Genomic DNA, 15,919 nt, shown 5'->3' on the forward strand with positions numbered 1-15,919 from the left:
GACTGAAATGAACACAGAACAAGCTATTCAACGCTGGAATCGATATGCGGAAAGGTATACAGCAAACTACGATGAGCAGGGGGATATTCATCGTGTCGTACTGTTAAATCCTTCTATCTTTTCTTTGCTAGGAGAGGTAGATGGAAAGCATCTATTAGATGCAGGATGTGGAGAAGGCTATTTAAGCAGATTACTGGTAAAGAAGGGTGCAAGAGTAACAGCCGTTGATTTTTCACAAAAAATGCTAGACATTGCTATGGAAAGAACACAACAGCAGGAAGCTATTCAATTTTTACACGGGAATTGTGAAAATTTATCCTTTTTAGCAGATGAACAATTTGATGGTATTGTTTCAAATATGGTTCTCCAAGATTTAGAGGATTATCAGGCTGCTCTATGTGAGATGTTTCGATTATTAAAACCTAATAGCACTTTTATTTTTTCGATTTTACACCCATGCTTTGTGACACCAAATAGTGGATGGATGAGACATGAGCAGCTAGATCAACAATACTGGAAAGTCCAACGTTATTTTTATGAAGGGGAGTATCACCAGCTAGATGCTGACCCACCGATAGTTCTATACCATCGAACATTAACAAGCTATGTGCAAGCAATTAGGCAAGCTGGATTTACGATTGATGCTATGGAAGAGCCCAAGCCATCACAAGACATGCTAAAGAAGTACCCTCAATTTGCGGAAGATTTGCATTGTGCAGATTTTATTGTTTTTAAATTAAAGAAATAAAGGAGAAGTACCGATGCGTTTATTTCATGTCAGTGAAGACCCTACTATTATGATTTTTCATCCTCGACTGCCTGAGCGACCAGATTTAGATGCCAAAAAAGGGCTAGTATGGGCAATCAACGAAAGATGCCTGCCAAACTATTTAACGCCAAGAGATTGTCCGCGTGTCTGCTTTCATGCAGGAGATCAAACAACAGAGCAGGACAGACAGCAATATCTACATCAAGCTTCACATGTAGTAGTCATAGAAAACAAGTGGTGGGAAGTATTGAAAACTACAAGTCTTTACCTATATGAGTTTGATAGTAATGGATTCACTTTACAGGATGATATTGCGGGCTATTATACGAGTGAATTAACACAAATGCCCATCCATGTCTCAGAGATCAATGATATAGCTAAAGCATTATTGGAGCGCAATGTTGAATTGCGAATCGTGGATAGCTTATGGGAAATACATGATGACATCCAAAATACAAGCTTAAATTGGTCAATATGCAGAATGCGCTTTGCACAACCAAGATTCTAAAAACAAGCCTCGTTATGCACCTATTGCATGGACGAGGCTTATTTATTATTAGACAGTCGATGTTTGTTCAATTGGTGCTGAAGAGATATTGATTAATTTCTTGTCTTGATATGTAAAAATATAATCATAGTTAGTTGTTTCATTGAGCATCTTAGGTAAATAATATTTTAAGTCCGCAATACCTACATTTTCAGGGTGTAAAATCCAAGTAAGCTCCTTCCAATCAAGAATGCCCTCAGCAACCTTTATCGGTGTTACATAGGGAAAAGATTCAGGTAGTTCCGCTATAAACGCATACATACAGCCATAGTTAACAACGCCATCTGTCCAGGTAATCTTACCCTTATAGGTAATATCCTCAACCGTAATGCCTGTTTCTTCTTTAATTTCTCGTAAGGCACCAGCTAATGGTGTTTCATCCTGTTCAATTTTGCCACCAACACCATTCCATGCGCCCATCCACTGAGGCTTATCTCTATTCAATAAAAGGATATAATCACCTTTCTTCAGAAAACAAATTGTAAATTCAGCCAAGTTTGTTCCTCCCTTTTCTTTAGTTATCTGAATTGGCAGGAGACCAGCCAGTCTGCTGACTCCAATGATTTGCTTGTTTTAAAATTTCCCATATGATCGATTCTTTAGATTTTGTATAAAGTTGACGATTATATTGGTATTTCTTAGCCAATTCATATTTTACCTGCTCATAGCGACGACAGTAATCTGGATGACGGCGCAAAAAATCTCGAAATAATAAGGCTAGCTGCTCTGCCCAACTACCAGCCTGTCGAACATGAATATGTACTCGTCTATCTCCAGGAGCCTCTCGAAAATAGCGTTTAGACTTGTCTGGATTTTCTGCTCGATAACTTAAACCTAGAGATTCTAATGGAGCTTTAAATGCTGCCAATGGTGTAAACGATGTGACGGATATTTGTATATCAATTACAGGCTTTGCTGCTAGCCCTGCTACAGCGGTTGAGCCAATATGATCAATTCTCAGCGCTCTATTTCCTAAGGCCTCCCGCAATTGACAGCCTATGCTATGAAATTCCTTAGCCCATTCATCTGTATAAGGTAAAATCAAAATAGGATCAGGCATTCTATCTCCTCCCTTGGTCTTCATAAAATTATTGTAGCATGCGTGTTATAGTGGAATAAAGATAGTAGAGGGAGTGAGAAAACGATGATTTTAATAAGTGCTTGCTTAGCAGGTTTAAATGTTCGTTATAATGGCACAAACAGTCTAGATGAAAAAATACAAAAGCTCGTGTTAGAAAATAAAGCTGTCACGGTTTGCCCAGAGCTGATGGGAGGCTTTTCAACGCCCCGCGAACCGGCTGAAATTGTAGGTGGCAATGGACAAGATGTACTTGATGGCAACGCAACAGTGGTTGAAAGTTCTGGACGAGATGTCACAGATTTATATCTGAAGGGAGCCTATGCAACCTTACAAAAAGCACTTGAGGTAGGGGCAACTCATGTCATTTTAAAGGAATATAGCCCATCCTGTGGCAGTGCAAAGATTTATAACGGTGCGTTTAATGGAACAAAATTAGCTGGCGAAGGAGTAACTACGGCATTGCTTCGAAGAAACAATATCGTCGTGCTATCTGAAGAGAATTTTTTTGAATGATTAAAGAGAGGCCCCTAAACTAGTAGGGGCCAAATTTATTTATTCAACAATTAATATGCGAGGCGACGTTTTAGCAATTATTTTGGTCGAAATCCAGCCGCCAAAAATGGCAGCTATTACACTTACAAAGCTTATACCGATACTTGTTGGCCAGTTTATAACAAGCGGTAGTTCGAGTAAGCCATAATCTAAAATAATTGACTGAAGTGCAAGAGGAATTAATTTTATCCCGATAAAGATTCCTGCTAATGCACCCATTATGGATAGAAGTAAAATACCGATTGTAATCGACCATCTAATATTTGTTGAGGTCATTCCAATTGATTTATAAATGCCATACGTGCTACTTTCTTTTCTAACATTAATTCGTGATACACTAAAAATAATGATGCAGGTTACGATGATAAATAAAATACCAACGATTGAAAGGGGAATGACTAAAACGGCCACGACTTCTTTAAAGACGGCATCTAATAATAGCTGTTGTGTGACAGCTGATACTGAACTTTTAAAGTGCGTATTTAAATCCTCAACGAATGGCGTAGCGACTGTTTCATCTAAAAGATTAATCATACTTACTTCTGAAGTAGTGTAGGTAGTATTATAAACTTTAATAACCTCTGCTGTAATCCTTGCTGAATTCGACATATTTGCTATCGATTGATAGATTCCGGTCACAATAAGAAAATGCGGTTTCCCCTCAAGATAAACTTCTACCATATCGCCTATATTTTTATTTAAAGCGCGAGCGACATTGAGTCCAATCGCGATTTCGTTCTTACTGATTGGATTACGGCCAGACATTGTCACATAGCCAGCGCCGTCAAAGCTACCCTCAATCACATTGACATTAATATTTAATGGGGGATGGCTGTCATTAGGAAGTATGCCTGTGAATTGATCAAGCCATGCATGATCTTTAACCCGTTCATCAGCCATTAAAAAATCTTCAAATTGTTGTTTTGTAAAGGTTTCTTTATTAGATACAGTTACGACTACATGTGAGGCATCATATCCCCATGAAGGAGATGTTTCTTTGATGGAAATAAAGCTATTTAATATGACTACACTAAAGACTAGTATGGCAGACGTAATGGAAGTAAGTGCAATAACAAGAATGGAACTTTTTATGTTTTTTGTGATACTTTTTAGACCAATTTGAAGTTGAATCGGTAGACTGCTTAATCGAAATAATCTATTCGAGCTGTTTCTGCGCCGATTCATTTTACTATTTGCACTTTCTGACATCCCATATTTGATGGCTTGAACAGGCTCTACATTTCGCGCCTTGTGTGAGTAGAAATAGGCAGTGAGTAGCACAATGCCAAATAAGATGAGAGCAATCACTATGTTAAGTAGAGTATCTTGATGTATGGTTAAATGATTTCCTGCCTTCATATAAGATAAGGAGCTTTCTATAATTATTCTGGAAAGGAATTTACTAATGATGATGCCAGGTATAATCGCGACAGCAGATAACAAGCCGAATTGTAATACGTAAGTGATACTTATCTCTCGAGAAGAAAGACCCAATGATTTGATAACGCCTATTGTTCTGTAATTCGTTAAAATGGCATCGGAAATGCTAAAACCAATAACAAACAAGGAAACCAAAAGCATAGCTATACCAAAGGCGATCATAATAAAGCCAATGATTTTATTAATGATCAAATAAAAAGAAGCTATTTCTTCATATTCCATTTTAGATTCAAGATAAGGTCCCTGCAGATACTTTTCAAAATCACCCCAATAATTGGTGTTTTGCTGATAGTCATTAAAGCGTAATGCCATCATGTACTGATCAGAACCTGTCATGGTTGCTAAATGCTGTTGATAATCAGTATTGTTCATCCAGATACGAGCATTTGTTGTAAAAGGGCCTCCGTATGGCATATCAACCACAATACCTGACACTGTTAAATTAAACGTGCTCTCACCTGTATGAAATTCAATTGCATCACCGAGCGAAATGGTAGCGCTTGATGCCAATGATGTGGGAATCCAAATGGTACCCTTAGGAGGAGAGAGTTGCTTTTCACCCTCAGAAAATAGTAATTGATCAATCATAAACGGTGTATTTGGCGTATTCATCATAAATAAATAGATATTGGATATTTCTTTCCCATTGAAGGTAAATCTAGATAAATTTCTATAGGGTATGAGACTAGAAGTAGTCACGCCTGGTTGCTCCTGCCACCATTCGTTTACAGCAATCGGGTTATGAATATTGTTACCCATTGTTAAAATTTGATGGGCACCATTTGAATCATGATGGGCTTTTTCAAAAATATTGTTTGTATTGGTCAGTATAGTGACAGAAGTCGCCAGTAAAAGTGTTGATAAAAAAATAAGGACAACCATCAGTCCATTTTGTATTTTCCGTTTTCTTATATAGGAAGAGCAAAGGGTTATAATCGCGTACATTTTTTACTCCTTCCCGGCAACATAAGAAAAGATAATGTGTTCCCGTTCTTGTATGCTGGTATGTTCATATTTTTCAAAGTTTAAGATCCCATCTATTTTTCCATCCTGAATGATGATTAGACGATTCGCACGACAAGCTGCCTTCATATCATGTGTAATCATGACAATGGATTGCCCATTTCTATTTAAATTCGTTAAGGTATCTAATACTGCTACACCTTGATCAAAATTTAAACTACCCGTAGGCTCATCTGCAAATAACACTTCAGGATTGTTGACCAACGCTCTAGCAATGGCAGCTCTTTGTTGCTGTCCACCTGATGTTTGAGAGGGTAATCGATTTCGTTGCTTTTCAAGTCCCATTAAACTTAGTAGTTGCTCCGCTTTTTGTATGACTTCCTTTTTATTTTTTTTCGCGATGTATCCAGGAAGAGCAATATTCTCTAGTAGCGTCATATCTGGAATGAGATTGCTACTTTGATAGATATAGCCAACCTTCTGTGAACGCAAAGTAGCTAACTTTCGTTCAGAAAAGGTATCAAGTTTTTCTCCTTGAAAATAAACTTCACCTGCTGTAAGGGCATCAAGCCCACTTAAAAGATAAAGAAGCGTTGATTTACCAGAACCAGAATTCCCCATAATAACGGTGAAATCCCCTTTATAAATGTCGACATTCATATTCTTAATAGCATGGAATTGTTCGCTGCCGGTTGCATAGGTTTTACATAAATTTTGGGCTCGAATCAGTATCTCTTTTTCCATGATAAGGCCTCCTTAACTCATTTTCTTTAGTGTAATATGTAATTATTAGTAAGTCCTTATGAAATTATTAATAAATTCTTACAGACAGAGTAACCTTTCTTAATAGTAAACGTTATAATATGCGATTTAATAGATGTAATAAATAAGGAGGTTTGAGATATGCCCTTAACATTTGCTCATCCAGCGGCAGTCTTACCTTTTTCTCGAAAAAGTAAATATATTCATTTTTCTGCATTAGTTTTAGGAAGTATGGCTCCAGATTTTGAATATTTTTTAAGAGGTCGGCCGATAGGGGAGATTGGTCATACCTTTGCAGGGTTCTTTTTATTCAATCTGCCACTCGTTCTTTTCATCTATTTGATTTATCAACGGTTTATCCAACAGCCAATCATGAGTCATTTACCAGAGTTTTTACAAGCTACAGAAAGCCATCAAATTGCAGGAAATAACATATGGAAAGTATTTGTTTTTGGCTACTCTGCATTGCTGGGCATGTTAACACATGTCATATGGGATTCATTTACACATCAAAATGGGCTTATGGTGACAAAACTTCGAGTTCTTACTCAAACATATACTTTCTTTGGCTATCAAATACCGATTTATAAATTTCTACAACACGGGAGTACCTTGTTTGGCATTGTGTTAATCTTTGGATATGTATATTACAGAGCAACTTTAAGCAAAGATAAAAAAATACCAGCTATATCGCCACGGAAAAAACTCATCTTTTGGAGTTTACTAGCTGTTTTAACGCTCGGATATGTATGTCTATGGCAGCTTATTAACGGCATTCCTTTAAGAAGTTATGGAATATGGGTTGTCCGTATTATCGATTCATTTTTTTGTAGTATACTTACCCTTTCTTTCTTTTTAGCATATAAGAAAAGAACGTTGAAAGAAAAAAAGACTTCCTAAAACGGGAGTCTTTTTACGAGATGGGGAGTATAAGTGTAAAGGTAGTGCCTTCATTAGGCTTACTATGAAATGAAATGGACCCATGGTGCGCTTCCATAATATGCTGACAAATGGATAGGCCAAGTCCTGCTCCTTCATTTTTAATGACTGATTCACTTCCAGGCTGCCGACCTCTAAAGTAACGTTCAAAAATGAAAGGCATATCTTCGGGAAGCATTCCATTACCAGTATCTATTACTTGGATATAGAGTGATTGATTTTCGATATAGGTAGTAATGGTGATGGTATCTTCATGAGAAGAATGCTTTAACGCATTGGTAATAAGGTTGGAGATCACCTGCTCTAGTCGATCAGCATCTACTAGAATAAGGACATTAGGAATACTAGTAGGTCTTATAAAATGAATATTTGTTGTTTGGACATAATATTGAATTGGTTTCAGAATGTTTGTAAGAACGTCTTGGCTATATTGTTCTTTTAAATGGATCGGGATATGACCAAGCTCCTTTAAGGTATGAATAAATAAATCATCAACTAGCCTCGACATCTTATCCGTATTAGACTGCATGATTTGAATATAGGCCATAAGCGAATCTTCATCTCGACAAATCCCCTCTGAAATAGCGTCTAAATATGCTTTGATTGTGGTTAAGGGAGTTCTCACTTCATGAGATATATTAGAAATGAGCTTCTTTTGAGTTTGCTTTTGTTCATTGTGCTGGATGGCTAACTGTTTAATCTCTAATCGCATTTGATCAAATACTGCATACAATTCACCAATCTCATCCATTTTCGAGTGGATGGTAATTTGTTCGTAATTTCCTTTTACAATTTCCTCTGTGTTGTCCTTTAGCTCATCTAAAGGCTTTAAAATATCTTTATGAACTTTCCTTACTATGAATAGGGCAAGGCAAATGATCAAAAGGCTCAAGAAGCCAATAAAGACGAATAAAAGAATCGAGTTGGAATTCGTCTGTTTTAAAGGAAAGAGAATGTCCTTGTTCAGGGAAAAAATAGCATTACCTATCTGTTCATTACTTTCTCCATTCATAATCGGAAAGGCTATATTAATCTTTCCAGGCTCTTGTTGTGAGGTAAATAAATCATAATGTATATCATGTTTAATATGAATAGTAGTTGAAACATCATTCTTAATTGAAGTGTAACTTACTGTTCCATCTAGTTGAACTACTGTAATATCAATATTCTTGTCATCACTCATTTGTTGTAGCGTGCTACGTACAGCTGAATTTAATGCGAAATTTGGAAAATGATCTTCTATGTACAATAATAATGGATTTACTGATAAACGAATTTGATTAATAACATATTTATCTTGTGATTCTTCTTGAGAAGTTTCTGCTGCAAAGTATAGTGAAAGGACAACGATAAACAATAGTACAACACAGATTAATAGGGCCCATAACCACTTATTCATCCAATTTTTTAGGTGCATTTGATTCTCCTATGAGTGATTGGGTGTACTGAATTTATAACCGACTCCCCAAACCGTTTGAAGATAAACAGGATGAGAAGGGCTGACTTCAATTTTTTCTCGAAGCCTTCTAATATAAACTGTAATTGTATTTTCATCTCCATAGGTCTCATAACCCCAAACGGCATCAAGTAACTGACCTTTAGAGAAAACTTGATTTCTATTTTTAGCTAGGAAAAATAGCAGTTCAAACTCTTTTGCTGACAGTGGTATTGGCTTGCTATCACGTAAAAAAATATATTCCTGTTTATTTATGACCATATTATCTATGTGAATGACATCTCCTCCCATATGCCGTCCATTATGCTGAAGCCATCTATCCTGTCTTCGTAAATGAGCGTTAATTCTTGCGACAAGTTCACTTAGAGAGAACGGTTTTGTCATATAATCATCTGCTCCAAAACCTAATCCCAGTACTTTATCTGTATCACTTCCTCGAGCACTTAAAATAAGAATGGCAACATTGCTGTTTTCACGGATTTTACGACATATTTCAATGCCATCACAATCGGGTAGAGAAAGATCAAGGATAATGAAATCAGGTTTAGATTCTTGCAAATAATGGATTGCTTCATGACCTGTTCGAACAATATGTGAATCGAACTGATTAACACTTAAGTAGTCCCTTATAATATTAGCTATATCATTTTCGTCTTCAACAATTAGTACTTTGATGTTCCCGTTGCTCATACATACTATCTCTCCTTAGTAAGATGTCTAAATCATTTTCTTCGGTTGACTAGGAAAAAAAACAAAACAATGATAAGGAATGCATAAATTATAATCCATGTGTATTGCCAATAAAAAACGTTGGGTATAACTTCAATTTGATCGCCCACACTCATCATTTCTAATGAAAAATGAAGAGGAGGAAGTAACCAAAGAAGTCCAGTTAGAATAGAATCTTTTAAAGTAGCGATCACGACAGAAATAATAAGGATGCCTATTACACCCCACCACGTATTTCGCCTATTTTTCACGAGTTCCCTAGTAAATAAAGCAGTGAGTGCAATGGCAAGTAACGATAAACTAAAATGAGACAAGAAACCTAGTAAAATATGTAATAGTTTGGGCTTCTCAAAAAATGCCTCTATTAGGATTGGATAGATGACAGAAACACAGCTTAGGCTAAAGGCAAGCAGCCCACAAATGATGAATATCCCTAAATTGTAGTCTATTGTTTTTCTCGTATGAAGGGTAGTAATCATTTTTTGTCCTTCATCTTCAGCATGAAATAATGTAACAGTAAACCAGCCCATTAAAAAAAAGAGCACAAGAGATGTAAATGAATAACTATCTAATATTGGGTTAGGGACAAAAGTATAATTAACGATAAGACATAGAATGAAGATTGTAAAAGGTGGAACGTAGTGATAGGTTCTTAAATAATTTATCAATTGATAACGTACTAAACTGCTCATCTTTTTCGATTCCTCCTTTCAAAAATGAGAAGAGAATTGTTCTTTTTTGTAGTGGACAGTCGCTAAATATTTAATTGAAGCATTGTGTTGTAATAATTTCAGTAAAATTTGATCTGAATCCTTTGCTGGAACAATCGTCACTATTTCATAATGTCCATTCACTAAAAGTTGTTTTTGTTGAATCTCCATAGAAGGTATGATTTCATCGAGTAATGACAGGCTAGCAATCTCAAAAATTAATCGATGTGTTGGATTACTATCGAATTCCTTTATCTGAATGATCGCATTCTCTTGAATAAGTAAAACGGAGTCTACAAGCTTTTCAAGTAATTTGGTTTCATGACAGGTTAAGAGGATAGTGAGACCTTTGCTTCTTACTTTAGCTAAGATTTGTTCGAAATCATTTTGTGCCTTGGCATCAAGTCCTGACAATGGTTCATCCATTATCAGTAGATCAGTTTCTTCTAGCATCGCCTGCATAATCATCACCTTTTGCTTCATCCCTTTAGAGAAATGGACAATCCTTGTATTTTTTTCCTCTTTTAGTTGAAACATCTCAAGTAATTCTTCTATCTTCTGCAAAAGCTGCTTTTTAGCCATACCTCGTATACAGCCCATGTGATAAAGATATTCTTGAGGTGTAAATAAAATATGAGAAGGAGTTATTTCTGGTACATAGCCAACTTTTAAAGACGTTTTATGCTTCACAATAGAACCACTGTCTGGTTTAATGAATGCTGCAATAATCTTGAGTAAGGTGCTTTTTCCAGAACCGTTTTTCCCCACTAGAGCAATGATTTGATTGGACGCAATTGAAAACGATACATTCTCTAAAATTGTTTTCCCATTGTATTGTTTACAGATGTTTTGTACTTCCAAAATAGTAGTCATCTTCACACACCTTTATTTTTGGATAATTCTTCTCCATAAAATAATTATAATGAAAATCGACCATTCACTTCAATTAAATTGGTTATATTTCCTGTTTTTAGTTATTTCAGTTACATAAAAAAGTTCTGCTTTTCAAATAGCAGAACTTTTAAGGATTGATTACAACGAACGATATTTTTTTAAACTGATCATATTTAATGTAATGAAAACAATGGTAAAACAAGTAAGAATGCTGAGATTCACTATAATATCAGAAAGTGAATAACCTTTATACATCACACCATTCAATGCGTCCGCAGCATAGTATAGAGGCATGATACGCCCAATGTTTTGAAGCCATTCCGCCATACTATCCAGCGGGAAAATACCCGAAAAGAACACTTGAGGAACAATAACAAGCGGAATAAATTGCATCATTTGAAATTCTGAAGCAGCAAAGCTAGATAGCAACGCACCTAAGGATAACGAGACAAGAGCAACCATCATATTGATGAGTAGGACAAGCCAGATGGAGCCTACATGGACAATATCGAGCACATAAATACCAAACAAGACGATAATAATTGTTTGCAGGAACGCAAATAAACCATAGCCAACCATATAGCCTGCTACAATTTCTGAACGTTTAATCGGTGTCGCTAGTAAACGCTCCAATGTGCCAGAAGTACGCTCCTTTAATAAGGCAATGCCCGTAATTAAAAAAACAAAGAAAAAAACAAAGAAGCCAATGAGCATAGGACTAAATATATCAAAAATAGCCGTATCCTGATCACCATAAACATAGTCCGTTTTCATACTGCCTATAGAGGCTTGTGTAGGCTGTAAGATTTGAGCAAGTTGCATCGTTAAAGCCTTTGCCAGAGAAGGATCATCATTTAATAAAGTTAACTTCCTAACATTTTGCTCTACTGCTAGCCAAGCATTATACTCTTTATCTTGTAGCTGTTTTTTTGAAAAATCATTGTCCACGATAATGGTAAAATCAGTCTCTTTTAATTTGTCGATCAATGGGGCGGGCGCATTAGAGACCACAAGTGTGACGGAAGCCTCTTCACTATTGAAAATAAAATACATTAAGGATAAGACAAGAAGTGGGGCTAAAAACAATAAAGCAAGAGTCCGTCTATCTCTTTTCATTTGTTGGATGATTCTTGTGATGATAGCACCTATTCTCATTGAACGTCACCTCCAGCTTTTACAAACACCTCATCAAAGTCTTTTGCTTGATAATGATCTTTTAACTCTTGTGGGGTACCCTGTGCAATAATATGTCCACTTCTCAGCATGGCCAATTGATCACATCTTTCCGCTTCATCCATCGCATGCGTCGTCACTAAAATGGTTTTTTGTTCTTGATCTTTTAAACGAATCAGTTCTTGCCAAATTTCCTTTTTTAAGACAGGATCTATCCCCACCGTTGGTTCATCCAAAATGAGTAGTTTAGGATTTTGAATAAGGGCAATAGCAAGAGATAATCGACGTTTCATTCCCCCCGAATAATTTTCTACTTTTAGTCGTAAGTCATCTGTTAAACGAACGAGGCTTGCCGCATAGGCTACTCTTTCTATTCGTTCCGCTTTAGATAGTGAATAAAGCTTTGCAAAAAAATGTAGATTTTCTTCTCCCGTTAAATCTGTATAAAGTGCATCTGATTGTGCCATATAGCCAATGTCATTTAATAATTGTTTATGAGGAACATTCAAATCTAATACTTGAATAGCACCACGATCAGGTTTCAGCATGCCCATAATCATTTTGATTAGTGTTGTTTTACCACAGCCTGACGGACCGAGTAAGCCCATTAACTGTCCCTTAGGAACATCCAAAGAAAGGGGGGCAATAACTTGCTTATGTTGAAATCGTTTTTCGAGAGACTTAATAGAGATTGCCTGGTTGCCCATATGGTCCTCACTCCTTCACTGAACACAATGTTGATTTGATAAAAATTTTACGGTAGCATGTGAGCAAATACAATCAACAGTTTGCCAGCAAGTGTTAAGTAAATGGAGGGAAATATGTGTCTGTACATGAAAAAATGAATTTTGAAACGAAGCAAGCCATTAAAAATGCTTTTATCCAACAAGTAGAGGAGGTAGGCTTTGAGCGTGTGACTGTAAAGAATTTAGCGTTTGTAGCTGAAATTAATCGTGGCACGTTTTACTTACATTATTCAGATAAATATGATGTGATGGAGGATTTGCAGCAAGAGCTATTAATGGAGTTAGAGCGCTATGTCAAACATGTTCAGCCGTTGGATGCTTTTCAAACCTTAAAAATGGGGCAACTCTATCAGCCATTTATCAAGGTGATAACATGTATAAAAGAGCATGCACCAGCTTTTCGTATGTTATTAGGAGAGCAGGGGAGCCCTAGCTTTACACAAAAGGTGAAAATGATCTTTGGGAGTCATATTTTGGACAGATTATCGCTTATACGCAAGGAAGCACAGGATCCAGAGTTTCAACAATACTTACAAGCCTTTATAGCATCTGCCATTTTAGGGGTCATTCAGGAGTGGTTGGACAAGGGGAACGAGAACTTAACGGTAGAAGAAATGGTCGCTCTACATTTTCGATTAATACGTTTTTTAGGAAATGTAGTAGGTACTATTTAATGAAAACCGCTACAGCACTGGATCTGTAGCGGCTAGAAATTAGAGATGTAAATCTCGTTTTACAAAAAAACGAATTGCTAGACTATAGCAAAGCAAGCCAATGAGGAAAAGTGTACCTAGCATCCACCAGCAAGAGCTATTTTGTTGGATTAATTGAACGGAATCGAACAATGAATAGATTGTAATGTATTGTAATTTGTCTAGTGAACCACCCATATTGCTTAGTGCCTCAATCAGATAAAAGGCAATGGGAATGCCAGCACTATAGGCATAGGATGTTCTTAAATCTTTCGTGCTGCAGGACATAAGAAAGCAAAACCCACTAATGGCAAAGTGTAATAAAAATAGCCCGAAATTTAACAGCAGTAGGGCCGTTATGTCCAGCTCATTAGGGAATAATATTTCTGCAAAGACAATCATGACCAATGTAGTAACAGCAAGGAGTGTAAAAAGACTGATGATCAAAAATAGTGCTTGTGTAAAGACAATTTTAAAACGTGTATTCGGTGTAGCGATTAAGTATGCCATCGAACCATTATCAATATAGCCCATGATGAGCTTATTGGCTAACATGATAGAAAATACCAAAGGAAGAATCATTAATAAAAATCCATATAAATAGGTGGAGAGAAATTCTATCAAGGTATCGCCAATGCTGGTCATACCAAAGGCTGCCATCATCTCAGGCATTGTTTCTGTTAATTTTTTTAGTGTATCCGTCATTTCTGGGTTATACATATAAATTACACTGACAATATATAGCATTAGTACACCGATAATTATGGTGAATAGTTTAAGAGAGGCAAATAACTCATGCTTGAATAAGGTAAAATTCATGATTAAGCACCTCCACTTTCGTAATAATGCATAAAAATATCTTCTAGTGACTGGGAAATAACGTCTAAGTCTATAATTTTATAGTTAGATAGCGTATGGAGAAATGCTTGAAGGTCTCCCATTATAGTAATCATAACTTTTGTAGAAGAGATACGTTCAAGTACATATTCCTCATCAAGGAAGCGAGTGAGCTCTTGCTCATCTTGAAACTCAAGCATGTATTTTTTAGATTTACGTTTCTTTAGATCTGTAATGGTTTCAGTCGCCACGATTTTACCTGCATTAATAATCGCTACACGATCACAAGTTTTCTCTACTTCTTCAATCATATGAGAGGACATGAAAATGGTCGTTCCTTTGTCCTTTTCAGCTAAAATGAATTCAATAAATTTTGTTTGCATGAGCGGGTCTAAACCACTAGTAGGTTCATCTAGAATGACAATTTCGGGATGATGCATGAAGGCACAAACTAAACCAACCTTCTGCTTCATACCTTTCGACATTTTTTTGATGAGCCCAGAAGCATCTAATTCAAAGAAATGCATTAATTCCTCGGCATGGGTGTAATCATTCATCCCTCTTAACTTAGCAATAAAGTGAATAAATTGCTTACCCGTCATTTTATCAATAAACGCAATTTCTCCAGGTAAATAGCCAACAACTTGTTGGATGGTTGCAGATGCCTCCCGACAATTTAAACCGTTAATGAAACAAGAGCCCTCAGTTGGCTGTAAAAAACCCATTAAATGGCGTATGGTTGTGGATTTTCCTGCCCCATTTGGTCCTAAAAAACCGAACACTTCACCCTTTGGAATTTGTAGATCAACATTTTGTATACTATAAAAATCGCCAAACTTTTTAGTTAAATGGTTTACTTCAATCATGGACACGTCACTCACCCCATTTTATTGATACAATAATGTTTTCAAAAATAGAAAATATTCACTAGCCTCTTCCATGCATTGCTCGATTAATTCATTAAAGAGCTCTTGATTATCTACATGCGCTTTTAATCTTTCCTCATAACGATGACTGATACCATCTGTTACCCATTGAATAGTATCAATTGCCTTTTTTATATCCAAATTTTCTCGGAATAAACTCGTATCAATTCCTTCGAATGCAGTTACATAAGCATTTTTTTGAAAAGCGGCATTGTAATGATTTAGTTCAACTCGTACCTCAGAGCTTGTTTCAGCATAGGCCTTTTTCAAAAAATCAAACAGCGCATGATATTGCTTCATGAGATCAATTTTAATTTTCATGATCTGTTCATAACGCTTAAAAATATCAGGCTCTGCTAAATCAATTTGGCGATTAAGTGCCTCGGAGAATTTAGTAGTTGTATAGTCATATAAGAAAAGATATAAATTTTTTTTACTACCAAAATAGTGATATAAAATGCCTTTTGAAATATTGGCATTGCTCACAATTTTGTTTGTTGAAGCGGTAGCATAGTTATTGAGCGAAAATTCCCTTAAGGCAGCATTAATAATTGCTTGGCGCTTTTCTTCGGTTAAATTCATAAAAGCTTGATACAATTTTTTACTCCTTTCCGTCATATTTTATGCCATTATATAGAAATTGACTACTGTGGTCAATGTGATTTGGGAAAATAAAAAAGAACATGATTGTGACCATTTCCAA

At 36.2% G+C, this 15,919-nt stretch carries 18 protein-coding genes; 5 read left to right on the plus strand and 13 right to left on the minus strand.

What is annotated here, in order from left to right; all coding sequences use genetic code 11:
• Positions 1–7 precede the first annotated feature (7 nt).
• Positions 8–748: a class I SAM-dependent methyltransferase gene (locus L6W14_RS06075; protein ID WP_237899864.1), complete on the plus strand. Its 741-nt coding sequence runs from the start codon at positions 8–10 to the stop codon at positions 746–748.
• 13 nt (positions 749–761) lie between these two features.
• Positions 762–1,277, plus strand: coding sequence for a DUF6886 family protein (locus tag L6W14_RS06080; protein WP_066036626.1), 516 nt, complete (start codon positions 762–764; stop codon positions 1,275–1,277).
• A gap of 48 nt (positions 1,278–1,325) precedes the next feature.
• Here the strand turns inward: L6W14_RS06080 and L6W14_RS06085 are convergent, their stop codons facing one another.
• Together L6W14_RS06085 and L6W14_RS06090 are read right to left on the minus strand one after the other, a co-directional pair.
• Complete coding sequence (locus L6W14_RS06085; RefSeq protein ID WP_237899866.1) at positions 1,326–1,811, minus strand: NUDIX hydrolase; 486 nt, start codon at positions 1,809–1,811, stop codon at positions 1,326–1,328.
• A gap of 19 nt (positions 1,812–1,830) precedes the next feature.
• On the minus strand, positions 1,831–2,376 hold the full coding sequence (locus L6W14_RS06090) for a GrpB family protein (RefSeq protein ID WP_237899875.1): 546 nt from the start codon (positions 2,374–2,376) through the stop codon (positions 1,831–1,833).
• Between the two features lie 84 nt (positions 2,377–2,460).
• Here L6W14_RS06090 and L6W14_RS06095 point away from each other — a divergent pair, with 84 nt between their 5' ends.
• On the plus strand, positions 2,461–2,910 hold the full coding sequence (locus L6W14_RS06095; protein WP_066036629.1) for a 2-thiouracil desulfurase family protein: 450 nt from the start codon (positions 2,461–2,463) through the stop codon (positions 2,908–2,910).
• A gap of 39 nt (positions 2,911–2,949) precedes the next feature.
• Here L6W14_RS06095 and L6W14_RS06100 read toward each other — a convergent pair whose 3' ends face one another.
• Together L6W14_RS06100 and L6W14_RS06105 are read right to left on the minus strand one after the other, a co-directional pair.
• On the minus strand, positions 2,950–5,334 hold the full coding sequence (locus L6W14_RS06100) for an ABC transporter permease (protein ID WP_237899877.1): 2,385 nt from the start codon (positions 5,332–5,334) through the stop codon (positions 2,950–2,952).
• Positions 5,335–5,337: 3 nt separating this feature from the next.
• A complete protein-coding gene (locus L6W14_RS06105; RefSeq protein ID WP_131519578.1) occupies positions 5,338–6,096 on the minus strand; it encodes an ABC transporter ATP-binding protein in 759 nt (252 codons plus the stop codon).
• Positions 6,097–6,255: 159 nt separating this feature from the next.
• Between L6W14_RS06105 and L6W14_RS06110 the strand changes: the two genes are divergently transcribed.
• A complete protein-coding gene (locus L6W14_RS06110) occupies positions 6,256–7,014 on the plus strand; it encodes a DUF4184 family protein (RefSeq protein ID WP_237899879.1) in 759 nt (252 codons plus the stop codon).
• Positions 7,015–7,027: 13 nt separating this feature from the next.
• Here the strand turns inward: L6W14_RS06110 and L6W14_RS06115 are convergent, their stop codons facing one another.
• The 6 genes from L6W14_RS06115 to L6W14_RS06140 form a co-directional block, all read right to left on the minus strand.
• The gene (locus L6W14_RS06115; RefSeq protein WP_237899881.1) at positions 7,028–8,470 is read right to left on the minus strand and encodes a sensor histidine kinase; all 1,443 of its coding nucleotides are present in this window, start codon (positions 8,468–8,470) and stop codon (positions 7,028–7,030) included.
• A 9-nt stretch (positions 8,471–8,479) separates the two neighbouring features.
• Complete coding sequence (locus tag L6W14_RS06120) at positions 8,480–9,199, minus strand: response regulator transcription factor (protein WP_115673491.1); 720 nt, start codon at positions 9,197–9,199, stop codon at positions 8,480–8,482.
• A 32-nt stretch (positions 9,200–9,231) separates the two neighbouring features.
• Positions 9,232–9,930 carry an ABC transporter permease gene (locus tag L6W14_RS06125; protein WP_112117598.1) on the minus strand — a complete coding sequence of 233 codons (699 nt, stop codon included), beginning with the start codon at positions 9,928–9,930 and terminating at the stop codon, positions 9,232–9,234.
• 18 nt (positions 9,931–9,948) lie between these two features.
• Positions 9,949–10,821 (minus strand): ABC transporter ATP-binding protein, encoded by an 873-nt coding sequence (locus L6W14_RS06130; protein ID WP_237899883.1) that lies wholly within the window; start codon positions 10,819–10,821, stop codon positions 9,949–9,951.
• 159 nt (positions 10,822–10,980) lie between these two features.
• Positions 10,981–11,997: an ABC transporter permease gene (locus tag L6W14_RS06135; RefSeq protein WP_237899885.1), complete on the minus strand. Its 1,017-nt coding sequence runs from the start codon at positions 11,995–11,997 to the stop codon at positions 10,981–10,983.
• Positions 11,994–12,722, minus strand: coding sequence for an ABC transporter ATP-binding protein (locus tag L6W14_RS06140; protein WP_131519583.1), 729 nt, complete (start codon positions 12,720–12,722; stop codon positions 11,994–11,996). The genes L6W14_RS06135 and L6W14_RS06140 overlap by 4 nt, the downstream gene beginning before the upstream one ends.
• Positions 12,723–12,838: 116 nt before the next feature.
• Between L6W14_RS06140 and L6W14_RS06145 the strand changes: the two genes are divergently transcribed.
• A complete protein-coding gene (locus L6W14_RS06145; protein ID WP_237899887.1) occupies positions 12,839–13,435 on the plus strand; it encodes a TetR/AcrR family transcriptional regulator in 597 nt (198 codons plus the stop codon).
• A gap of 39 nt (positions 13,436–13,474) precedes the next feature.
• Here the strand turns inward: L6W14_RS06145 and L6W14_RS06150 are convergent, their stop codons facing one another.
• The 3 genes from L6W14_RS06150 to L6W14_RS06160 are packed head-to-tail and all read right to left on the minus strand — an operon-like array spanning position 13,475 to position 15,813.
• Positions 13,475–14,272: an ABC transporter permease subunit gene (locus L6W14_RS06150; RefSeq protein ID WP_175400711.1), complete on the minus strand. Its 798-nt coding sequence runs from the start codon at positions 14,270–14,272 to the stop codon at positions 13,475–13,477.
• Positions 14,273–14,274: 2 nt separating this feature from the next.
• Positions 14,275–15,156: an ABC transporter ATP-binding protein gene (locus tag L6W14_RS06155; protein WP_237900932.1), complete on the minus strand. Its 882-nt coding sequence runs from the start codon at positions 15,154–15,156 to the stop codon at positions 14,275–14,277.
• A 21-nt stretch (positions 15,157–15,177) separates the two neighbouring features.
• Entirely contained in the window at positions 15,178–15,813 is a 636-nt protein-coding gene (locus L6W14_RS06160) for a TetR/AcrR family transcriptional regulator (protein ID WP_237899889.1), read from the minus strand.
• Positions 15,814–15,919 lie beyond the last annotated feature (106 nt).

Source organism: Lysinibacillus sp. ACHW1.5 (assembly GCF_022014815.1).
In the GTDB taxonomy this organism is placed as follows: Bacteria; Bacillota; Bacilli; order Bacillales_A; family Planococcaceae; genus Lysinibacillus; species Lysinibacillus capsici.